The organism is Ensifer sp. GW821-FHT05G01, assembly GCF_059419585.1.
Genome location: NZ_JBWKSC010000005.1, coordinates 411,562 through 433,373, shown reverse-complemented (window position 1 = coordinate 433,373; position 21,812 = coordinate 411,562). Strand labels below are relative to the sequence as shown.

At 63.0% G+C, this 21,812-nt stretch carries 16 protein-coding genes; 7 read left to right on the top strand and 9 right to left on the bottom strand.

The features are described 5' to 3' along the window. Window positions 1–216 precede the first annotated feature (216 nt). From AC07UR_RS15630 to trxA, 6 genes are all read left to right on the top strand, one after another. A complete protein-coding gene (locus tag AC07UR_RS15630) occupies window positions 217–2,697 on the top strand; it encodes a sensor histidine kinase (protein ID WP_209790319.1) in 2,481 nt (826 codons plus the stop codon). Then, the gene (tsaE, locus tag AC07UR_RS15625; RefSeq protein WP_209790320.1) at window positions 2,697–4,208 is read left to right on the top strand and encodes a tRNA (adenosine(37)-N6)-threonylcarbamoyltransferase complex ATPase subunit type 1 TsaE; all 1,512 of its coding nucleotides are present in this window, start codon (window positions 2,697–2,699) and stop codon (window positions 4,206–4,208) included. The genes AC07UR_RS15630 and tsaE overlap by 1 nt, the downstream gene beginning before the upstream one ends. Before the next feature lie 10 nt (window positions 4,209–4,218). Continuing rightward, window positions 4,219–4,950, top strand: coding sequence for a nucleotidyltransferase family protein (locus tag AC07UR_RS15620; protein WP_209790321.1), 732 nt, complete (start codon window positions 4,219–4,221; stop codon window positions 4,948–4,950). Next, window positions 4,947–8,132, top strand: coding sequence for a double-strand break repair protein AddB (gene addB, locus AC07UR_RS15615; RefSeq protein ID WP_209790322.1), 3,186 nt, complete (start codon window positions 4,947–4,949; stop codon window positions 8,130–8,132). The genes AC07UR_RS15620 and addB overlap by 4 nt, the downstream gene beginning before the upstream one ends. Next, window positions 8,122–11,691, top strand: a complete 3,570-nt coding sequence (gene addA, locus AC07UR_RS15610) for a double-strand break repair helicase AddA (RefSeq protein WP_209790323.1) — start codon at window positions 8,122–8,124, stop codon at window positions 11,689–11,691. Before addB ends, addA begins: the two co-directional genes overlap by 11 nt. A gap of 86 nt (window positions 11,692–11,777) precedes the next feature. Next, window positions 11,778–12,101 (top strand): thioredoxin, encoded by a 324-nt coding sequence (gene trxA, locus AC07UR_RS15605; protein ID WP_025425335.1) that lies wholly within the window; start codon window positions 11,778–11,780, stop codon window positions 12,099–12,101. Window positions 12,102–12,215: 114 nt separating this feature from the next. Here the strand turns inward: trxA and AC07UR_RS15600 are convergent, their stop codons facing one another. The 5 genes from AC07UR_RS15600 to AC07UR_RS15580 are packed head-to-tail and all read right to left on the bottom strand — an operon-like array spanning window position 12,216 to window position 17,292. Continuing rightward, window positions 12,216–13,559, bottom strand: coding sequence for a bifunctional folylpolyglutamate synthase/dihydrofolate synthase (locus tag AC07UR_RS15600; RefSeq protein WP_173418489.1), 1,344 nt, complete (start codon window positions 13,557–13,559; stop codon window positions 12,216–12,218). Between the two features lie 27 nt (window positions 13,560–13,586). Beyond that, entirely contained in the window at window positions 13,587–14,504 is a 918-nt protein-coding gene (gene accD, locus AC07UR_RS15595) for an acetyl-CoA carboxylase, carboxyltransferase subunit beta (RefSeq protein ID WP_209790324.1), read from the bottom strand. Window positions 14,505–14,555: 51 nt separating this feature from the next. Then, window positions 14,556–15,395, bottom strand: a complete 840-nt coding sequence (trpA, locus tag AC07UR_RS15590) for a tryptophan synthase subunit alpha (protein WP_209790325.1) — start codon at window positions 15,393–15,395, stop codon at window positions 14,556–14,558. A 5-nt stretch (window positions 15,396–15,400) separates the two neighbouring features. Next, window positions 15,401–16,621, bottom strand: a complete 1,221-nt coding sequence (gene trpB, locus AC07UR_RS15585; RefSeq protein ID WP_112810491.1) for a tryptophan synthase subunit beta — start codon at window positions 16,619–16,621, stop codon at window positions 15,401–15,403. Continuing rightward, window positions 16,618–17,292: a phosphoribosylanthranilate isomerase gene (locus AC07UR_RS15580; protein ID WP_173418485.1), complete on the bottom strand. Its 675-nt coding sequence runs from the start codon at window positions 17,290–17,292 to the stop codon at window positions 16,618–16,620. The genes trpB and AC07UR_RS15580 overlap by 4 nt, the downstream gene beginning before the upstream one ends. Before the next feature lie 131 nt (window positions 17,293–17,423). Between AC07UR_RS15580 and AC07UR_RS15575 the strand changes: the two genes are divergently transcribed. After that, entirely contained in the window at window positions 17,424–17,624 is a 201-nt protein-coding gene (locus AC07UR_RS15575; protein WP_173418484.1) for a YqaE/Pmp3 family membrane protein, read from the top strand. A 13-nt stretch (window positions 17,625–17,637) separates the two neighbouring features. Here AC07UR_RS15575 and AC07UR_RS15570 read toward each other — a convergent pair whose 3' ends face one another. The 4 genes from AC07UR_RS15570 to AC07UR_RS15555 all read right to left on the bottom strand — a co-directional run bounded on the left by AC07UR_RS15570 (window position 17,638) and on the right by AC07UR_RS15555 (window position 21,795). Beyond that, window positions 17,638–18,393 carry a M48 family metallopeptidase gene (locus AC07UR_RS15570; RefSeq protein WP_173418483.1) on the bottom strand — a complete coding sequence of 252 codons (756 nt, stop codon included), beginning with the start codon at window positions 18,391–18,393 and terminating at the stop codon, window positions 17,638–17,640. 195 nt (window positions 18,394–18,588) lie between these two features. Then, window positions 18,589–19,017 carry a DUF2852 domain-containing protein gene (locus AC07UR_RS15565; RefSeq protein WP_173418482.1) on the bottom strand — a complete coding sequence of 143 codons (429 nt, stop codon included), beginning with the start codon at window positions 19,015–19,017 and terminating at the stop codon, window positions 18,589–18,591. Between the two features lie 147 nt (window positions 19,018–19,164). After that, window positions 19,165–20,439, bottom strand: coding sequence for a polyhydroxyalkanoate depolymerase (gene phaZ / locus AC07UR_RS15560; RefSeq protein WP_173418481.1), 1,275 nt, complete (start codon window positions 20,437–20,439; stop codon window positions 19,165–19,167). A gap of 333 nt (window positions 20,440–20,772) precedes the next feature. Next, window positions 20,773–21,795: a zinc-binding alcohol dehydrogenase family protein gene (locus AC07UR_RS15555; RefSeq protein ID WP_209790326.1), complete on the bottom strand. Its 1,023-nt coding sequence runs from the start codon at window positions 21,793–21,795 to the stop codon at window positions 20,773–20,775. Window positions 21,796–21,812 lie beyond the last annotated feature (17 nt).

Here is a 21,812-nt window from a genome sequence, read left to right as displayed (position 1 = left end):
ATTCGTCAACGAAGTATGCTCTAACCCATTGATTCGTGATGCCGGTGCGGACCTTCGGGCATTGCGAGTGGGATGTCTTGTCGGCAAGCGGCAAACAGACGGAGACAGACCGGGGATGCAACCAGAACTGACGCGAACCCTTCAGGGTATCGCCGGAACTGCGCATGGCACGACAGAGCCGGCAGCACCCTTCGGACAGACGGGGACGGCAGCGCCATGACAACAACACACGAAACCTCATCGGGCGGTCGCCGCAAAGGCCCGGTGCTCCTTCGCCGCCTGATGGCCTGCACGGCACTGTTCGCCGCAACGGATGCGGTCGCCCAGGTCTCGGCGCAGAAGGCGAACATCTTCGGCTCGTCGGAAGTCATCACCTTTTCAGTCCTGATCGGCGTCATCTCCGCGGCAATGATCTCCGCGATCTGGTTGATCCGACAGCGCGGCAACATCGAGGCCGAGAACCGCGAGCTCAGGTCCGACCTTTCGGACGCCAACCAGCGCCTTTCGCGCTTTCAGGCACTCATTGCCGACAAGAATCGCCGAATCGTCATCTGGGACGGGCTTGCGGAGCGGGCGGAAATGCTCGGCCAGCTGCCGGCGGAGACCGGGGCGCCGTCAGACGATCGCGAATTCCTGGCATTCGGCCGCTGGATCAAGGGAAATTCCGCCAGCGAACTCGAAAAGGCGATCGATGCCCTGCGCACCCAGGCGCGCAGCTTCGATCTGGTGCTCGAAACGCAGCGCAACGAGGTGCTGGAGGCACAGGGCCGCGTTTCTGGCGGACGCGCTTTCGTGCGCTTCATCGCACTCAACAACATGCGGGCGGAACTCGCCGAGCTGAAGCTCGAGCGCGACCGCCTCAACAACTCGCTGATGTCCTTCCGCACGCTGCTTGACGCGATCGACCTGCCGGTCTGGCAGCGCGGCACAGATGGAGCGTTGAGCTGGGTCAACGAGGCCTATGCCGATGCGGTGGAGGCACCAAACGTCGCTGCAGCGATTGCCGAGGGTCGTGAACTGCTGGCGACGATAGCCCGCGAGAAAATCCGCGCCGTCTCGACCTTCGATGCGCCCTTCCGCGACAAGCTTTCCACCGTCGTCAGGGGCAATCGTACATTTTTCGATGTCGTCGATGCCCGCAGCCCGGCCGGAACCACAGGAATTGCCATCGACGTCTCCGGCGTCGAGGCCGTTCGCGAAGAACTCGACCGTACGCTCAAGAGCCATGCCGAGACGCTCGACCATCTCGCGACGCCGGTCGCCATCTTCGACGGCAATCAACGGCTGCAATTCTACAATCAGGCTTTCCAGCGCCTCTGGAACCTGGATATGGGCTTCCTTGAGCGCAAGCCGGACAATGGTGAAGTGCTTGATCGCTTGCGCTCCGGCGGCCAGCTGCCCGAACAGCTCAACTGGAAACAGTGGAAGGCGAACGCGCTCTCCGTCTACCAGGCGCTCGATACGCAATCCGACCTCTGGCACCTGCCGAACGGCCAGACCTTGCGGGTCTTCGCAACGGCACGGCCGCAGGGCGGCGTCACCTGGGTGTTCGAGAACCTGACCGAAAAGGTCGATCTGGAAACCCGCTACAACACGCTGGTCCAGGTCCAGGGCGAAACCATCGACCATCTGGCCGAAGGCGTGGCCGTGTTCGGTCCCGATGGCCGCATCCGGCTTTCCAACCCCGCCTTCCGCGCGATCTGGGGCATCAACGAGACCGAGGCGAAGCCGGGCACACATATCCGTGCGATCGAGCAGGCCTGCCTGATGTCCTACGACCAGCCGGATGGCTGGAAGCGGTTCTCCCACATCATCACCAGCTTCGACGACGAGCGGCCGTCGAGCCGCGGCATTCTGGAACTGCGGACGGGGTTGATCCTCGATTTCGCCGTCATTCCGCTGCCGAACGCACAGACGATGCTGACCTTCGTCAACATCACCGACAGTGTCCGCGTCGAGCGCGCCCTGACCGAAAAGAACGATGCCCTGCGCAAGGCGGATGCGCTGAAGAACGACTTCGTCCACCACGTGTCCTATGAACTGCGCTCGCCGCTGACCAACATCATCGGCTTTGCCGATCTGCTGAAAACACCAGCCTTCGGCGACCTCAACGACCGCCAGGCGGAGTATGTCGACCATATCGCCACGTCCTCGTCGCTGCTTCTGACCATCGTCAACGACATTCTCGATCTGGCGACCGTCGATGCCGGCATTGTCGAACTCGACATGTCGGAGATCAATCTTACGGATTTCCTCGACGACATCGCCCACCAGATGGCTGACCGGCTGGTCGAGGGCGGCGTCACACTGCGCGTCGCGGCACCCGACAACCTCGGCCGCATGGTCGCCGACCAGCAGCGGCTGAAGCAGATTTTCATCAAGCTTTTGACCAATGCCGCCAATTTTGCGCCTGACGGCAGCGTCATCGAGCTTGCCTGCCGGCGGGAAGGCGGAGACTTCGTCTTCTCGGTTTCCGACAGCGGTCCCGGCATTCCACAGGACGTGCTCGACACAGTGTTCAACCGCTTCGAAAGCCACGGCCAGCGCGGTGGCGCCGGCCTTGGCCTCTCGATCGTCGAGAGCTTCGTCAGCCTTCATCACGGCACCGTATCGATCCGCAGTCGCGAGGGCGAAGGCACTGAGGTCAGCTGCCGCATTCCTTCGGCAGAGATCCCGAAGATCGTCGCGGCGGAATAATGCAGCCGATCACGCGCTTCCTGACGGACGAGGCAGCCACGATCCAGCTCGGCGAAGACCTGGCTCTGGCGCTGAAGGTCGGCGACTGCCTGGCCCTTTCAGGCGATCTTGGCGCCGGAAAGTCGACACTGGCGCGCGCCTTTCTGCGTGCCGTTGCCGATGACGACGGCCTCGAAGTCCCAAGTCCGACCTTTACGCTGGTGCAGAGCTACGACCTGCGCATTCCCGTGGCGCATTTCGACCTCTATCGCCTCGCCGACGCCAGCGAACTCGACGAACTCGGTTTCGACGAGGCCCTGTCTTTGGGTATCTGCCTTGTCGAATGGCCCGAGCGAGCCGACGGAGCGCTGCCAGCTGGCAGGATCGTCCTGTCGATCACCCATGAAGCGGCCGGGCGGAGCGTCAGCATCTCCGGACCAGAGAGCGCCCTCCAGCGGATTGCCCGCACGCTCGCAATCCGCGACTTCCTCGCGCAGAACGGCTTTGCAGACGCACGACGGCGCCATCTGAGCGGCGATGCCTCAGTCAGGGCGTACGAACGCGTCGACGGCCGGGATGGCCTTCCGGCAAAAATCCTGATGGATGCCGCGCGACACAAGCCCGGCCCGATCCTTCAGGACGGAAAATACTACCAGCAGCTCGCGCATATCGCCGAGGACGTGACGCCATTCGTTGCCATCGACGAACTGCTCCGAGAACGCGGCTTCGCAGCGCCGACGATCTACGCGCGCGATCTGGACCGGGGAATTCTGCTGATCGAGGACCTCGGTTCCGACGGCGTTCTCGACGACGACGGTAAGCCGATCGAGGCACGCTATGTCGAAAGCGTGCGCTTGCTTGCCCAGCTCCACACGGCACCGACCAAGCGCGACATCGCGCTTGCCGGCGGTATCGCGCACCATATCCCGGATTTCGACCGCACCGCGATGAAGATCGAGACGCGGCTGCTCATCGACTGGTACCTGCCCTGGAAGCGTGGCGCGCCGGCAACGGAACAGGAAAAGCAGGAATACGCCGCGATCTGGGACGATTTGATCGACCTCATCGAGACCGCCGAGACGAACCTGCTGCTGCGCGACTTTCATTCGCCGAACATCATCTGGCGCGCCGGTCACGAAGGACTTCAACGTGTCGGCGTGATCGATTTCCAGGATGCGATGATCGGACCGACGGCCTATGACGTGGCATCGCTGGTTCAGGACGCGCGGGTGACGATCGAACCGGCGCTGGCGAACCGAATGATGGACGCCTATCTCGCGGATCGCCGCGCCGCCGGCCCGTTCGACGAGCCCCTGTTCCTGCGCGACTGGCATCTGATGTCGGCGCAGCGCAACTGCAAGCTCGTCGGCATCTGGGTTCGGCTGATGCAGCGGGACGGCAAGCCCGGCTACATGAAACACATGCCGCGCACTTTCGCCTATCTTGAAGTCGCCCTCCAGCACGAAGCGCTGAAACCCTTGCGCGACTGGTGTATGAAGACGGGATTAATCGGTCCCGAATCAGCGAACTGACAGAGAAGCAATGGCGATCAGCAATGCGATGGTGCTCGCGGCGGGCCTCGGTACCCGCCTACGCCCGATCACCAATACCATCCCCAAGCCACTGGTGAAAATCGCCGGCAAGCCGATGATCGACTACGTTCTCGATCTGCTGATGAACGCCGGCGTCACCCGGGCAGCCGTCAACGTCCACCACTTCGCCGACCAGATGGAAGCGCACCTGGCGCAGCGTGCGGCGCCCGAGATCGTGATCTCCGACGAGCGTAACGCGCTGATGAATTCGGGCGGCGGGCTGGTCAAGGGCCTGAAGCTGCTGGCGGACGGCCCTGTCCTGGTGATGAACGCCGATCTATTCTGGATCGGCGAAGACACTGACGCTCCCAGCAATCTCGAACGGCTCGCCGACTTTTTCGATCCCGAGCGCATGGACATGGCGCTGCTTTGCGTGCGCGACGAAGATACGACCGGCCATAACGGCAAGCGGGATTTTTCGCTAGGCGCCGATGGGAGCCTGGTGCGCTATGCCGAGGGCATGGACAACCCCGTCGTCTATGCCGGTGCGATCGCGCTCGATTCCAAACTGTTTGCCGATGCGCCTGATGATGCGTTCAATCTGAATATCTATTTCGATCGGGCGATTGCGTCAGGACGACTGTACGGCATTGTGCTCGACGGCCACTGGATGACGGTCGGCACGCCGGAGGCGATCGAAGAGGCTGAAGCCGCCATCCGCCGCTACCAGCCGGGGGGATGAGCGTGTCCTATCGCGAGCCAAACGTCTTCACGATCCCGCCGGGCCTGCCCTTCCTGAAGACACTCGCGCGCAAGCTCTGCGATGGCACGCTGACACCGGATTTTAGCTACGACCCCGCCGACCCGTTGCCGCTTGCCGGCGTGACGATCTTCGTTCCGACCCGCCGCTCTGCCCGCGTGCTGCGCTCGGAATTCGTCGATCTGCTCGGTGGCCGTTCGGCGATCCTGCCGACAATCCGCGCCCTCGGCGAAACCGACGACGACAGCGGCTTTTTCGATGCGGAAGTGCCGGCCATCCTCGACCTGGCGCCGCCCCTTCCCGGCACCGCGCGGCTGATCGAGCTTGGGCGGCTGATCTTGGCCTGGCGTAACCGCCTGCCGAAGGTGGTGCTCGACATTCACGCGGAAAGCCCGCTGATCGCGCCGGCAAGCCCGGCGGATGCCATCTGGCTGGCGCGCAATCTGGCCGAACTCGTCGATGCGATGGAGACGGAAGAACTCGACTGGGAAGCGCTCGACGGTCTCGATGCCGGCGAGCATGCACTCTGGTGGCAGCTGACGCTCGAATTCCTGAAGATCGCCCGGGTCTACTGGCCGGAGCGGCTGGAGGAACTCAAGCAATCCTCGCCGGCCCGACATCGCAACGCCATCCTGCAGGCGGAGACCCAGCGCATCGCCGCAGGCGCGCTTCAGGGGCCGATCATCATCGCCGGTTCAACCGGCTCGATCCCGGCGACGGCCGCGCTGATTGCGGCGGTCCAGAAGCTGTCCAACGGCATCATCGTTTTGCCGGGGCTCGACCAGACGATGACTGATGCGGAATGGGGCATGATCATTGGCGATACCGTCGCCGCCGGCCGGCCCGACCCGGCAAGCCGCAGCCACCCGCAATACGGCTTCCACCGTCTGCTACAACGCATGCAGGTCGAGCGCTGCGATGTACCAACCCTTGACCAGGCCGACGCGGGGCTGATCGATCGCAGCGAGATCCTGTCGCATGCGCTGTTGCCGGCCAAGGCGACCAACGGCTGGACCGAGACCCGCAACGGGCTCGAGCCGGAAACGCTGCAGCGGGCCTTTGGCGACGTTGCGCTGATCGAGACCGCCAACGAGCGCGAGGAGGCGACAGCGATAGCCATTGCGCTCCGGCTGGCGCTTGAGGGCAGCGACGATAGCCAGGCGGCGCTGATTACCCCCGACCGCAATCTGGCGCGCCGCGTCGGTGCGGAACTGGCGCGTTTCGATATCGAAGCCGACGATTCGGCCGGCACACCGCTCGCCTCGACATCAGCCGGTACGCTGATGCGGCTTCTCCTGGAGGCAAGCCTTCGGCCCGGCGATCCGGTGCCACTGGTGGCGCTGTTCAAACATCCGCTGGCGCGCTTCGGTCTCTCGAAGGCGGAGCTGCGCCGCAGCGCCGACGTGCTGGAGCGAATGGCGCTGCGCAGCGGCACTGAGATCGCCGATATCTCGCTGCTGGAACCGCTGCTCGACCAGGCAGTCGCCGATCACAACGTCGACCGCCACCCTCCGGAATGGCGGATCGGCATCACCGAAGACGACATTCTTGCGGCCAAGGATCTTGCCGCGCGGGTAAAGGCGGCAACAGACCCGCTTGCCGGTGCGCTGGGCCGGCGCAGCGACGGGCGTCGCCCGTTCTCGGAAACATTCACCTTTGCCGAATGGGCAACACGGACTGGCCAGGCGCTGGAGGCCGTCTGCGGCGATGAACGTGCCGACCTCAGCGGTCTCTGGTCCGGCGAGGCAGGCGAAGCCTTGGCGACGCTCTTGCGCGGCATCATCGAGACCGAAGGGCAGATGGATGCCGACGGACCGCAATGGTGCGACATCATGGAGGCGCTCGCCGCCAGCGAGGCCGTCAAGCCACGCTCGATGCGCCACCCCCGCGTCTTCATCTTCGGCGCGCTGGAATCGCGTCTGCAGAGCATGGATCTTGTGGTGCTCGGCGGCATGAACGAAGGCAACTGGCCGGGGCAGACCGCCAATGATCCCTTCCTCTCCCGCACCATGAAAACCGGGATCGGCCTCGAGCCGCCCGAACGTCGCGTCGGCCAGCTTGCGCACGACTTCCAGATGGCGTGCGGCACGCGCAAGCTGATCTTTTCCCGCTCGATGCGGCAGGGATCTGCGCCCACCGTCGCATCACGGTGGCTGCAGCGGCTCCTGGCGCTAGGCGGCAAACGGCTGGCGGAGAACCTGCGATCCAACGGCAGCGACTATCTGCTGTGGGCGCGCATGCTCGACAAGGGCGGCCGCCAGACACTGGCTGAACGCCCGGCACCCAAGCCGCCGGTCGAGCTGCAGCCGCGCAAATATTCATTCAGCGAAGTCTCCCGGCTCCGTCGCGACCCCTATTCGATCTATGCACGCCGGATCCTGCGGCTGCATCCGCTCGACCCGTTCAACCGCGATCCGGGTGCTTCCGAGCGCGGCACGCTTTACCACCGCATCGTCGACCGTTTCGTGCGTGGCGGTTTCGACATCCAGTCGCCGGCAGCCGACGAGGCGATGGTCCGCCTGCTCAACGAAGCCTTCGACGAAGAGCGCCTGCCCGCCCATATCGACACCATCTGGCGGCCGCGCTTTGCCGCCGTCGGCAAAGCCTTCCTCGCCTGGGAGCGCGAGCGTGCACGCTTTATCCGCAAGCCCTTGACCGAGGTCGCCGCATCGATGGAGGTCGGCGTGGCCGACATCCGGCTGACCGGCATTGCCGACCGGCTGGATGCGCTGACGGACGGCACCTTTGAGATCATCGACTACAAGACCGGCTCCAGCCCTTCGATCAAGGAAGCGCGGGTCTTGCTCGATCCGCAGCTGGCGCTCGAAGCAGCGGCGCTGAAAGCCGGTGCGTTCAAGGGAATGGGTCCCGGCCACCCGCAATCACTGCTCTATGTCAGGCTGAAACCAGGCTCCCGCTTCAAGGTGGAAGCGGTCAACAACGAGAACAGCCGGGCGAAGGAAACGAAAACGGCTGACCAGCTGGCTGACGAAGCCCTGGTCGAGCTCAGGAAGCTGCTGACCGCCCTGATGTCGGGGAGACACGGCTTTGCCTCCCGCCTCATCGTCCAGAAGGAGCGCGACTACGGCGGCGAATACGACCATCTGGCGCGTGTTGCCGAATGGTCGACCGCCGACAGCGAGGATGACAGTGATGAGGGATGAAAGCGCCGGCCCCGACGAAAGGACGCCCGAAGCCTGGCTCGACTGGACCTCGCGCCGACAGTCGCTCGCCTCCGATCCCGCCCGCTCCGCCTGGGTTTCCGCCAACGCCGGGTCGGGCAAGACCCATGTGCTCACACAGCGCGTCATCCGCCTGCTGCTCGCCGGCTGCAGGCCGTCTGCCATTCTCTGCCTGACCTACACCAAGGCTGCCGCCTCCGAAATGTCCAACCGCGTCTTCGAACGCCTTGCCGAATGGGTCACGCTCGACGACGAGGCACTGGAAAGGCGGATCGAGGCCATCGAAGGCGAACTACCTTCGCGATTGAAGCTCCAGGAAGCGCGGCGGCTGTTTGCGCGCGCGCTCGAAACCCCGGGCGGCCTGAAAATCCAGACCATCCACGCCTTCTGCGAAGCGCTGCTGCACCAGTTTCCGCTGGAAGCCAACGTTGCCGGACACTTCTCGGTGCTCGACGACCGCGCGGCGGCGGTGCTGCTCGCGGATGCACGCCGTGCCTTGCTGACCGCGACCGCCGCCGAGGACGATGCGGCACTCGCCGAGGCCTTTGCCACCGTGCTCGAACTTGCCGACGATACCGGGCTTGAAAAGCTGCTGGGCGCGATCGTTTCCAACCGCACGGCGATACAGGCTTTTCTCGACCATGCCGATGCCCATGGCGGCATCGCGGTGCAACTGCGCGCGGCCCTCAAGCTTGAGCCCGAGGATAGCGTCGAGCGCGTCCTTCAAGGCGTCTGGCCGCTTGCAGGCCTCAACGGTTCGGCGCTGGAGCGCTATCTCTCGCTTGCCGCCAGTTCCGGCGGCGCCAAGGTGCTCGATTTCGCCGAGGGGCTGCGGGCGACGGCCAAGCTTGTCGATCCGATGGCGCGTTACGAAGGGCTGCAGGAGCTGTTCTTCACCGGTACCGGCAAGCCGCGCGCCGATTCCGCCTTCGTGAACAAGGCGATGCTTGGGGCCGCTCCCGATCTGCTGCAGCTGGTCGAAGCGGCCCGCGATCATGTAGTTGCCTGCGCCGACCGCCTGAGCATCGTCCAGATGTACGAAGCGACGCTGTCGGCGCTGACCCTCGCCGATCGGCTCAGCAACGATTATGAAGCGCTCAAGCGTACTCGCAGCCAGCTCGATTTCGAGGACCTGATCAACCGCACCGCCAGCCTGTTTGCGCGCGGCGACGTCAGCGCCTGGGTTCACTACAAGCTCGACCAGGGCATCGATCACATTCTCGTCGACGAGGCCCAGGATACCAGCCCGACGCAATGGACGATCATCCAGGCGCTGGCGGCGGATTTCTTCTCCGGCGAAAGCGCCCGCGGAACCGACCGCACCATGTTTGCCGTCGGCGACGAGAAACAGTCGATCTACTCCTTCCAGGGCGCGCGGCCCGAGCGCTTCTCCCGTGAAAGCATCGAGACCGAGCGGCGCGTGCGCGACGGCGGCAAGGCCTTCAGCCCGATCCGGCTGCAGCTCTCCTTCCGCTCTACCGTCGACGTGCTTTCCGCCGTCGACACCGTCTTTGCCAACCCGGTGCATGCGCGTGGGCTCAGTGCTCAAAACGAGGCGGTGGTGCATGCCTCCAATCGCATCGGCCATCCCGGTGCCGTCGATATCTGGGACGTAATCGCCGCCGAACCGACAGAAACCGACGACGAATGGACGGCCCCCTTCGACGCCACCCCGGAAACGGCACCGGTCAACATTCTCGCCCGACGCATCGCCGCGGTGCTCGACAACTGGATCGGCCGCGAGACGATCATCGAGAAGGGCGTGCGCCGCTTCATGCGCCCGGGCGATGTCATCGTGCTGGTGCGCAAGCGCGACGCCTTCGTCAATGCGCTGACGCGCGCCCTGAAGCGCCGCAGCGACATTCCCGTCGCCGGCGCCGACCGGCTGGTTCTGACCAGCCATATCGCCATCCAGGACCTGCTGGCGCTCGGGCGCTTCATGCTGCTGCCGGAAGACGACCTGTCACTGGCGGCGCTTTTGAAGAGCCCGCTCTTCAACCTCGACGAAGATACGCTGTTCGAACTCGCGGCCCGACGCGACGAAGGCGTGAGCCTCTGGCAGAGGTTGCAGGAATTCGGCGGCGGAGAAGGCTCGCCGTACGAAGCAACCGTCAAGGCACTTCTTCGCTATGCCGTCCTCTCCCAGCAGCTCGCTCCGCATGACTTTTTTGCGCGCGTGCTCGGCGTCCATGGCGGGCGCGCGGCGTTTCTCGCCCGGCTTGGCAGCGAGGTGAGCGACATTCTCGACGAGTTCCTGACCTTTGCGCTCGAACACGAAAGAAGCGGCCTGCCTGGACTGCAAGCCTTCATCTCGACGCTCGAGATCGAGGCGCCGACCGTCAAGCGCGAGCAGGACAAGGAGCGTGACGAGGTCCGCATCATGACCGTGCACGCCGCCAAAGGGCTGGAAGCGCCGGTGGTGTTTCTGGTCGACGGCGGCGGCAAGCCGTTCAACTCGCAGCACGTGCCCGATCTTCGTTTCCTGGAGATGTCGCTTTCGGATGGCTCGAGCTATCCCCTGCCCGTCTGGCGTGCTCCGGGCTCCGCATCGAATTCGCTTGTCGCCGCCGACAGCGACAGGCTGAAGACGCTGGCCGAAGAAGAGTACCGCCGTCTGCTTTACGTGGGCATGACCCGGGCTGCCGACCGACTGGTCGTGTGTGGCTATCGTGGGCAACGGGCCAGCACCGACACCTGGCACGCCATGGTGCAGGCGAGCCTGTCTGTGGACGACAACGGTCGCAGCACCCCCGTCCTGTTCAAGGCGGGTGACGAGGAATGGGCGGGGCACTCTTGGCGCGAAGCGCATGTACCGCGCGAAGTTGCGACGGGCGACGAAGCCTCCGATCTCGCAACACCCCCGAAAACCGGGTTGCCGATCGCTCTTTCCACGCCGCTGCCGCCGCCACGCAGATTGCCGCGGCCGCTCAGCCCATCGGGCGTCGGTATTGCGGTGGACGAAGACGAAGGTGACATGATCGTCGGCTCGGCGCTGTTTTCGCAGAAGGCGCCAGCCGATATCTCGATGCTGCGCGGCGCCATCCTGCATCGGCTGCTGCAGGTCCTGCCGTCGATCGCCGCTTCCGAGCGCCCGACGGCGGCTGATCGCTATCTCGCCCGTTCGGTGCCGCGCTGGCCCGAAGCCCAGCGCGCACGCCTGCGTGATGCCGTGCTGCAGGTGCTCGATCATGCCGAGCTGCAATCGCTCTTTTCCGATGCCAGCCGGGCGGAAGTCTCGGTCATGGGCACATTGAAGCTCCGAAATCAGGAATTTGCCGTCTCCGGCCGGATCGACCGGCTGTCGGTGGCGGATGGCATCGTCACGATCGCCGACTTCAAGACCAATCGCAGCGTGCCGGCGACACCCAAGGACGTCCCCTTTGCCTACATTACCCAGCTGGCGATCTATCGCGAGTTGCTCAGGCCGCTTTATCCGGCGCACCGCTTCCAATGTGCTCTGATTTTCACGGAGGGACCGATCATCCACGTGCTTGAGGATGCACGACTGGACAGGAGCCTTGAAGACCTCGCGACAAAGTGAGATACCCGATATTGAAAATCCAGAGGGACAGTCTCACATGAGACACAACATCTGGACACCGACATTTCGAACGCAAGGAGCAGCCGATGGCTACTGTAAAAGTCGATACATCCAATTTTCAGCAGGAAGTGCTGAACGCCGCCGAGCCGGTGGTTGTCGATTTCTGGGCTGAATGGTGCGGCCCGTGCAAGATGATCGCGCCGAGCCTTGAGGAAATCTCCAACGAGCTCGCCGGCAAGGTCAAGGTCGTGAAGCTGAACATCGACGAGAACCCGGAACTGGCCGCGCAGTACGGCGTGCGCTCGATCCCGACGCTTGCCATGTTCAAGGCTGGTGAAGTTGCCGACATCAAGGTTGGTGCTGCGCCGAAGACGGCCCTGACGTCCTGGATTTCGACTGCGGCCGCTTAAGGCCACCTTCTCGAACCGACTTCAAAGCCCGGCTTGCCGGGCTTTTTTCTTGCCATTAATGTTGCGCGTGGATGGTCCTGCAAAGATCGCTGCGATCCTTGTCGCAGCAGCCTATCACTTCGGTGGCGTGCCGTTGTCGGCAAGCACGTCGCCGACGAGATAGAGCGAACCGCCGATCAGGATGCGTGGCGGCACAGGGTCTTCGTCGACAAGATTGGCAATGATCGTCAGCGCCTCGGCCACCGATGAAACGGCGGACGCCTCGAAGCCGACAGAGGCGGCATCCTGCGCCAGCGCCACCGGGTCGAGCCCGGCATCGGAAGCCCGGATCGGCACGGTAAAGACCTGCTCGGCAAGATCGACGAAGGCTCGGAAATAGCCGAGCGGATCCTTGGTGTTGATCATACCGATGATCAGGAACAGTGGCCGGGATTCGCGCTCCTCGAAATTCGCCATCGCTTCGGCGATCACCTGCCCGGCACCGGGATTGTGGCCGCCATCGACCCAAATCTCCGCATCCTGCGGGCCGTAATGGCCAAGCTTACCGCCGCCCAGGCGCTGAAGGCGCCCCGGCCACTCGACCCCGGCAACGCCCCGCTCGATCGCCGCATCCGGCACATCGAAACCGGCCGCTCGCACGGCACGAATGGCTGCAGCCGCATTGGCATATTGATGCCGACCCGGCAGCTTCGGCAGCGGCAGGTCGGACAGACCACGCTCGTCCTGATAGACAAGGCGGCCGAATTCCTCATGCGCCAGGAAATCCTGACCGTAAACGGACATCGGGCAGCCGAGACGTTCGGCGGTCGAGGTCAGGACGTCGCGAACGCCTTCTTCTTCCTGCTGGCCGATGACGACAGGGCAGCCACGCTTCATGATGCCGGCTTTTTCCGCCGCGATCAGCTCGACCCGATCGCCGAGATAGGCCTGGTGATCGAGCGAGATCGGCATGATCACCGAGACGGCCGGATTGGTTATGACATTGGTCGCGTCGAAGCGGCCGCCGAGACCGACCTCGATGATCGCGACGTCGGCGGGATGCTCGGCAAAAAGCACGAAGGTGACGGCAGTCAGGATTTCAAAGACGGTGATCTTCTCGCCGCCATTGGCTTCCGCCACGCGACGAACCGCGTCAGCCAGTACCGGATCGCTGACGAGCTTGCCCTTGCCGCCCTTGACGCCGAGCCGGTAGCGCTCGTGCCAGTTGACCAGATGCGGAGAGGTATGGACGTGGACGCTCAAGCCCGCGGCCTCGAGCAGCGCCCGCGAAAACGCGGTGACGGAGCCCTTGCCGTTGGTGCCCGCCACGTGAATGATCGGCGGCAGGCGGTCCTGCGGATTGCCGAGCGCGGCCAGAAGCCGGGTTATCCTGTCCAACGACAGGTCGAAGCCTTTCGGATGCAAGGCAAGGAGTTTTTCGATCTCGTAGCCTGCTTCGCTGGCTTCCACCGCTGTCATCTCGCCCTGCCCCGATAGAATCGTATGCTATGCGCTTGCCGCTACTGGCAAGGCCACTGGGTCTGCACCGCCGCCGTTGAGCTTTACCGCATCGGCCGGCTTCTTCATCAGGATCTTCAGCACGCGTGCCAGCGTCGACGGGATGTCGTGGCGCTTGACGACCATGTCGATCATGCCGTGTTCCAACAGGTATTCCGCCGTCTGGAAGCCTTCCGGCAGCTTTTCGCGCAGCGTCTGCTCGATCACGCGCTTGCCGGCAAAGCCGATTTCGGCGCCGGGTTCGGCGATCTGAATATCCCCGAGCATGGCGTAGGAGGCAGTAACACCGCCGGTGGTCGGGTTGGTCAACACGACGATATAGGGAAGACCGGCTTCCTTGAGCATGTTGACAGCCACAGTCGTGCGCGGCAGCTGCATCAGCGACAGGATGCCTTCCTGCATGCGGGCGCCACCGGAGGCCGGGAAGATGACCAGCGGGCACTTCTCCGCGATCGCCTTTTCGAAGGCCTTCACGATCGCTTCGCCTGCGGCCATGCCGAGCGAACCGCCGATGAAGTTGAACTCATGTACGACGCCGACGAGCTTGACGCCCTGGACGCGGCCGAGACCGGCAACGATCGTATCTTCCAGCTCGGTCTTGGTACGGCTGTCGCGAAGACGGTCGGAATATTTCTTGGAATCGCGGAACTTCAGCGGGTCCTGCGCCACCTTGGGCTGCGGCAGGGCCTCGTAGATGCCACCGTCGAACAGATCCTTAAGCCGCGCCTTGGCCGGCATCTTCATATGGAAGCCGGATTGCGGGATGACCCATTTGTTTTCCTCGAGATCGCGGTGATACACCATCTCGCCGGTTTCCGGGCACTTGATCCAGAGATTCTCCGCCACTTCCCTGCGGCCCAGCATCGAATTGATTTTCGGCCGAACGTAGTTTGTGATCCAGTTCACTTAATAGTCTCCTGAAGATTTTCTTCGGGTTGTGCGCGCTAATATAGGCAATTATTCGGCTGCTGCGAGCCGTGCGGATCGCACGCCTGCCGACAGGCCCCTTACAAGCGCTTCGACACCCGGTACCGTCGCGTCCGTTGCCTTGCCCTCTTCGGTCAGGCTCGACGCGATCTGATTGACGATCGCCGTACCGACGACGACGCCATCGGCAGATGCACCGATGGCTCTTGCATGTTCCGCCGTCTTGACGCCGAAACCGACGCAAACAGGCAGTTTCGTATGGGTTTTGATACGCTCGACGGCGCCGGCGATCAATGACGGGTCGGGCAATGCCGAACCAGTGATGCCGTTCATCGAGACGTAGTACACGAAGCCCGAGGTATTTTCGAGCACCTTCGGCAGACGGCGGTCATCCGTCGTCGGCGTCGCCAGGCGAATGAAGTTGATGCCCTTCTCAAGCGCCGGGATGCAGAGCTCGTCATCCATTTCCGGTGGGAGATCGACGACGATCAACCCATCGATACCGGCCTCGAGCGCGTCCGTGAGGAAGCGATCGACACCGTAGATGTAGATCGGATTGTAGTAGCCCATCAGCACGATCGGCGTGCGCTGGTCTTCCTCGCGGAAACGGCGGGCGATCTCGATCGTCTTTGCCAGCGTCTGGCCGGCCTTCAGCGAACGCTGGCCGGCCAGCTGGATCGCTGGTCCGTCGGCCATCGGGTCCGAGAACGGCATGCCGAGTTCGATGACATCGGCACCGGCCTTCGGCAGCGCCTTCATGATGGAGACGGAGGTTTCGAAATCGGGGTCGCCGCCCATGAAATAGGTGACGAGGACCGGACGTCCTTCCGACGCCACATCGGCGAACTTTCTGTCCATGCGTGCGGTCATGATCGTTACAGCCCCATACCCAGAATCTTGCCGACGGTGAAAATGTCCTTGTCGCCGCGACCGGAGAGATTCATCAGGATGATCTCGTCCTTGCCCATCGTCGGCGCGCGCTTGATGACCTCGGCGAGCGCGTGCGACGGCTCCAGTGCCGGGATGATGCCTTCAAGACGGGTCAGCATCTGGAAGGCTTCCAATGCCTCGTGGTCCATGATCGGCACATATTCGACGCGACCGACATCGTTGAGCCAGGAGTGTTCCGGACCGATGCCGGGATAGTCGAGGCCTGCCGAAATCGAATGGCCTTCCTTGATCTGGCCGTCGCCGTCCTGCAGCAGGTAGGTACGGTTGCCGTGCAGTACGCCCGGCGAGCCGGCGGTGATCGACGCGCAATGCTCGTCGCCATCGAGCCCCTTGCCCCCAGCCTCGACGCCGACGATCTTCACGCCTTCATCGTCGAGAAACGAATGGAAGATACCGATCGCGTTGGAACCGCCGCCGACGGCAGCAACGACGAGATCAGGAAGCCGGCCTTCGGCTTCAAGCATCTGCGCCTTCGCCTCCTGGCCGATGACGGCTTGAAAGTCGCGGACCATCTCCGGATAGGGATGCGGACCGGCAGCCGTGCCGATCAGATAATAGGTGTTGTCGACATTGGTGACCCAGTCACGCAGCGCTTCGTTCATGGCGTCCTTGAGCGTACCGTTGCCAGCTGTGACCGGCTTCACCTCGGCGCCGAGAAGCTTCATGCGGAAGACGTTCGGCGCCTGGCGCTCGACGTCGGTCGCGCCCATGTAGACGACGCAAGGCAGGCCGAAGCGGGCGGCGACGGTCGCAGACGCCACGCCGTGCTGACCGGCACCGGTTTCGGCGATGATGCGTGTCTTGCCCATGCGCTTGGCCAGCAGGATCTGGCCGATGCAATTGTTGATCTTGTGCGAACCGGTATGGTTCAGCTCCTCGCGCTTGAAGTAGATCTTGGCGCCGCCAAGTTCTTCCGTCAGCCGCTCGGCGAAGTAAAGCGGGCTCGGACGACCGATGTAGTGGGCGCCGAGATTGTCGAGTTCGGCCTTGAAGGCCGGATCGTTCTTGGCCTTGTCCCACTCGGCCTGCAGGTCGAGGATCAGGGGCATCAGGGTTTCGGCAACGAAGCGGCCACCGAAAATGCCGAAACGGCCGTCTTCGTCAGGTCCCGCCCGGAAGGAATTCAGTTTTGGCGCCTCGTTCACGTCTTGCTCCCTGACCGTGCCGTAATCGCCTCCGCGTGGCGAACGGCATCGAAAAACGATTCCATGAGCTTCAGATCCTTGACGCCCGGCGCGCTCTCGACGCCGGAGGACGTATCGATGGCACGGGCGCGCGTCTGCGCTAGGGCTTCACCGATGTTGTTCACGTTCAAACCACCGGAAAGCATGTAATCGACGCTGCCGTCAAGCGCATCGAGCAGCGTCCAGTCGAAGGAAACACCGTTGCCGCCGGGCAATTCCGATCCTGCCGGAGGCTTTGCATCAAAGAGAAACCGATCGGCGATGCCGATATAGGGCTCGACCTTTTTCAGATCGTCGGCGTCGCGGATCGACAAGGCCTTCATCACCGGCAGGCCATAGACCGCCTTGACGGTGAGCACCCGGTCGGGCGTTTCGCTGCCATGAAGTTGCAAAATGTCGGGATTGAGCGCTGCGACGATCTCGTCGAGATCGTCATTGTCGGCATCGACGGTGACAGCGACGATCTTGGCCTTGCCGCGGATCCTGTCAGCCAGACGGCCGGCGTCATCGGGTTCGAGGTTGCGCGGGCTCTTGGCAAAAAAGATGAAGCCCGTGTGCGATGCGCCGAGCGCAACCGCGCGATCCACCGCTTCCGCGGTCTTCAGGCCGCATATCTTCACTTCGGTTTTCATGAGAAGCGACCTTGCATGAAATGTCGCTGGAGTCGAGCCAAAAACCACCCCGCGCACCGTCGTCCAGAGGGTGCGGCATTGCGGTCTCGGCCTGCGCTCACCATATGCATTCTATCACAACGGAGAGACGAATGCGTCTGCTGCTTGCCCTCATTCTGCCCTGGCTTCAGTTCTTCACCATCGGCCGTCCCTTTGCCGGCATCATCTGCCTTGTCCTGCAGTTGACCCTGATCGGCTGGGTACCGGCAGCGATCTGGTCCGTCTACGCGCTTAGCCAATACAAGACGGACGAGAAGATCCAAGCAGCGCTTGCCGGCCGCAGTCGCGGTTAAACCCGACAATTGCCTAATCGAAATCGATGGCGTGCAGCATCGTGCCGTTGCGCCTCAGCCAGCGCTTGGCATCGTTTGTGTCGGGGCAAAGCTTCTCGCAAAGCGCCCAGAAATCGGGCCCGTGGTTCATTTCCTGAAGATGCGCCACTTCGTGCGCGGCGAGATAGGCGATGACCTTCGGCGGCGCCATGACGATCCGCCACGAGAAGCTCAAGGCCCCATCGGCCGAACAGGATCCCCAGCGGCTGCGCGTATCCTTCAGGCTCAGCGATTTGGGCCGCCGGCCGATCCGCCCGGCATAGACCGCGACCAGGCGGTCAAGATCGTGCCGCGCTTCCTTCTTCAGAAAATCGACGATGCGGCGGCGCAGATGTTCCTCGCCGCCGCTGACGTGCAGTATCGCCTCGTCACCGTCGATCACTGCTTCAGTCAACCCTCTGATTTTTCCTGTTCTTTCGATCCGATGGGCGATGCCGCGGATCAGGATCGAACCACCCTCTTCCAGCTGGCTTTCGCCGGAGAACCGCGCCAGCTTGGTCATCAGCCAGCCCTGATGGCGAGTGAGGAAGGCGTTCACTTCCCGATCGGCAAGCCCCTGTGGGATCGTCAGCTTCAGCGCGCGGCCACCGGGCTCGATGCGCAGCGTCATGCGGGTGGCGCGTGAATTCTGCCTTATGGTCAGCGGAAGCATCTTGCCCGCGACTTCGATTTCTCGGGTCGTGTCGACAGGAGCTGGAGGGGTGCGCCGCCGCGTAAAAGAAGGGAACATGACGGCTTTCTATCCGATTCGCGGCCTTTCCGGCTAATGCATAATTCCCTAAAGCGCGCCGCGATCCAGGGAATTGTCGGTGTTTGTGATCGACATGAGACGGCACCATTTGCGCGTTTGAAGCGACAGGTGGCGCCTTATGCCGATCGCGACATCCGGCGTTTCATGTGAAACACCGGATGTCTTTTTCATCACTCAGTTTGCCTCAAACGGGGCAACAGGACCGGAGCCACCGTTGCGGCGGTCGCGCATGAAGCGGTCGAACTCGTCCTGGTCCTTGGCGCGGCGAAGCTCGCGCACGTAGGAATCGAATTCTTCGCGCATTTCATCGAGCTTACGGCGTTCTTCGTCGAGGCGGGCAAGTTCGGCTTCACGCCAGTCATCAAAGGCAACGTTGCCGGTGCGATGCGGCTGTGACCAGTTGGCGCGATTGCCACGCTTGAAGGCGGAGCACATGCCGTCGACCGTACTGTTGGCGTCTTTCTTGAACGTTTTCAGTTTCTCGCCGAAGAGGATGTAGGCGAGCATGGCCAAGCCGAGCGGCCAGAAAACCACGAAACCGAGCACCATCAATGCAATGGTCGCAGGCGTCCAATCCGGACGGATCAATGCAGATTGGTTCATCTTCAGGATTCCTCGCAATCAACCGGACCACCCATTGCGGCCCGGTGAAAACGATGTGGGAAGGCGCGCTATCGACTACAAGACGCCCTTCCCCGGAATCGGACAAACCCTTGACACTACGCGGTCAAAAGCCCAGATTTTCAGAAATCAGGCGGTTTTTCCGCCCTTGATCACCTGCTTTACCGGGTTGGTATGCCGGGCATGCTCGCGCTGGAAGGCGACGATGCGCGGTGCGATCTCACGACGGAAACGCGAGCCGTTGAACACACCGTAGTGCCCGACATCAGGCTGCATATAGTGCATGCGCATATGCTCGGGGATGTTGGTGCAGATCGTCTGCGCCGCCTTGGTCTGGCCGAGACCCGAAATATCGTCGTTCTCGCCTTCGACCGTCAAGAGCGCGACCTTCTTGATCGCCGTGGTATCGACGCGCCGGCCCCGATGCATCATCTCGCCCTTCGGCAGCGCATGCTGCATGAAGACGACCTGAACGGTCTGCAGGTAGAACTCAGCCGTCAGATCCATCACGGCAAGATATTCGTCGTAGAAATCGCGGTGTTTCTCGGCGGCATCGCCATCGTTCTTCACCAGATGGGCGAAGAACTCCTTGTGGGCGATCAGGTGACGGTCGAGGTTCATCGACATGAAACCCGAGAGCTGCAGGAAGCCGGGATAGACCATACGCATGAAGCCCGGCTGCGGCCACGGCACCGGCATGACGACATTGTCGCGGAACCACTCGATCGGCCGCTCTTCGGCCAGCTTGTTGACGGCCGTCGGGTTGATGCGCGTATCGATCGGCCCGCCCATCAGCGTCATCGAGGCCGGTGACAGCGGATCGCCAGCCGCCTCCATCACTGCGACCGCTGCGAGCACCGGCACGGCCGGCTGACAGACCCCGATCACGTGCGTGTCAGGCCCAAGGAAGTGCAGCATCTGGATGACGTAGTCGATGTAATCATCGAGATCGAAATTGCCCTCGCTCAAGGGCACCATGCGCGCGTCTATCCAGTCGGTGATGTAGATATCGGAATGCGGCAGCAGGGCTTCGACGGTTCCGCGCAGCAGTGTCGCATAGTGGCCCGACATCGGCGCAACGATCAACACTTTCGGATCGGCAGCCCTGCCCTTGGGCAGCGCCCGTTCGAAATGGATCAGGTTGCAGAACGGCTCGCGCCAGACGATGCGCTCGTGAACGCCGACGGGCTGTCCGTCGATCAGCGTTTCGGGAAGGCCGAATTCCGGCTTGCCGTAGCGGCGCGTCGTTCGTTCGAAGACCTCGAGGCCAGCGGCTGTCGCACGGCCGAAATAGGTGTGCGAGATCGGGTTCATCGGATTGCTGAAAGCAAGCCGCATGGCATCCGCCGCCGTCCGCCACGGCGCCATCATGGCATGGTTCAATTCGTAGAGCTGGTAGAACATAGGAAGCGTACCCCTTGGTTCAATCAACGACAACGCCGCTCCCAGTCGGACGCAAGCTTGCGATTGTTTGTCTTGGTGTCCGCAATCCTTGCAAGACTACCATGTTTCTTGTGCACTGCAACAAGTATACCCGTTTCACCTCGATACAAGCGACTTCTGCGAGAATGCGCCCGGATTGCTGATATTTAACAAACGGACTTGCCCGGAGCTGGCCGAAACCGTCCGTTTTCTTCAGAAATTCGCGTTTTTGGGCACGGGCAGACGCTTTTTCTGAAGCGCCCCACGGCCGCCAGGCCTCAATCCGATCTTCCGCATTGCAGCAGGGCCGGGGCGTCACGCCGCCGCGATCCGGACAATCGCCTTGACCAGGCCGGATTTCTCGTTTGCCCAACGCGGCAAATCCTCAACCACCGCGTCCATCGTCGTTCGATGGGTAATCAGCGCCTCCACCGGCACCAGCCCTTGCCTGATCGCATTGACCACATGGTCGAAATCCTCACGCGTGGCGTTGCGGCTGCCGATCAGCGTCATCTCCCGCTTGTGAAATTCCGGATCGGAGAAGCGGATCTCGTCCTTGACGACGCTGACGAACACCAGCGTTCCCCCATGCGCCACATGGCCGAAGGCAGCTTCCATCGAGCCGGCGTGGCCGGTGGCATCGAAGACGACGTCGTATCCGTCGCCATCCGTGGCTTCGGCGATGCGGCGGCCGGCTGCTTCGTCAGCGACGAGCCCGCCGCCGAAACCGAGCCGGTCGGTCGCGAAAGCCAACCTTTCCGTGCTGGTATCCATCAGCGTGACGACGTGGCCGGCGATGCGCGAGAAAATGGCCGTTCCAAGCCCGATCGGCCCAGCGCCGATGACCAGGGCGCGCACCCCGGCCGGTGCGGCAGCCCGGCGCACGGCGTGGGCGCCGATGGCGAGAAACTCCACCGTCGCCGCCGCTTCCGGCGTGAGGTCGATGGCCGGATATAGATTGCCTTCTGGCACGAGGATTTCCTCGCAGAAGGCGCCGTCCGTGTGGACACCGAGCACCTTGATCGCCGTGCAGCAGTTCGGCTTTCCACGGCGGCAGGCGACACACAGGCCGCAGGAGAGATAGGGATTGACCACGACAGGCGTGCCTGGCGCGATCACCGTTCCCGGTCCGTTAGCAAGCACGGTGGCGGAGATCTCGTGGCCCATGACGCGCGGATATTCCAGGAACGGGTGCTTGCCGGCGAAGATGTGATAGTCGGTGCCGCAGATGCCGACATGGCTGACGGCGACGCTGACCCAACCCGCGGGTGGGGCCGGCACCGGCGCACGGTCAACGATCTCCAGGCGACCGGGTTGCGGGCAGAGGACGGCTTTCATGGCATTTTCCGTATGTT

Excerpts from the sequence above, each read along its gene's own strand:
- AC07UR_RS15630 (WP_209790319.1), top strand. The coding sequence starts at position 217 with ATGACAACAACACACGAAACCTCATCGGGCGGTCGCCGCAAAGGCCCG.
- AC07UR_RS15555 (WP_209790326.1), bottom strand. The coding sequence starts at position 21,795 with ATGAAAGCCGTCCTCTGCCCGCAACCCGGTCGCCTGGAGATCGTTGAC.
- AC07UR_RS15575 (WP_173418484.1), top strand. The coding sequence starts at position 17,424 with ATGCGTCTGCTGCTTGCCCTCATTCTGCCCTGGCTTCAGTTCTTCACC.
- AC07UR_RS15580 (WP_173418485.1), bottom strand. The coding sequence starts at position 17,292 with ATGAAAACCGAAGTGAAGATATGCGGCCTGAAGACCGCGGAAGCGGTG.
- addB (WP_209790322.1), top strand. The coding sequence starts at position 4,947 with ATGAGCGTGTCCTATCGCGAGCCAAACGTCTTCACGATCCCGCCGGGC.
- tsaE (WP_209790320.1), top strand. The coding sequence starts at position 2,697 with ATGCAGCCGATCACGCGCTTCCTGACGGACGAGGCAGCCACGATCCAG.
- AC07UR_RS15600 (WP_173418489.1), bottom strand. The coding sequence starts at position 13,559 with ATGACAGCGGTGGAAGCCAGCGAAGCAGGCTACGAGATCGAAAAACTC.
- AC07UR_RS15620 (WP_209790321.1), top strand. The coding sequence starts at position 4,219 with ATGGCGATCAGCAATGCGATGGTGCTCGCGGCGGGCCTCGGTACCCGC.
- AC07UR_RS15565 (WP_173418482.1), bottom strand. The coding sequence starts at position 19,017 with ATGAACCAATCTGCATTGATCCGTCCGGATTGGACGCCTGCGACCATT.
- phaZ (WP_173418481.1), bottom strand. The coding sequence starts at position 20,439 with ATGTTCTACCAGCTCTACGAATTGAACCATGCCATGATGGCGCCGTGG.
- trxA (WP_025425335.1), top strand. The coding sequence starts at position 11,778 with ATGGCTACTGTAAAAGTCGATACATCCAATTTTCAGCAGGAAGTGCTG.
- addA (WP_209790323.1), top strand. The coding sequence starts at position 8,122 with ATGAGGGATGAAAGCGCCGGCCCCGACGAAAGGACGCCCGAAGCCTGG.
- trpA (WP_209790325.1), bottom strand. The coding sequence starts at position 15,395 with ATGACCGCACGCATGGACAGAAAGTTCGCCGATGTGGCGTCGGAAGGA.
- AC07UR_RS15570 (WP_173418483.1), bottom strand. The coding sequence starts at position 18,393 with ATGTTCCCTTCTTTTACGCGGCGGCGCACCCCTCCAGCTCCTGTCGAC.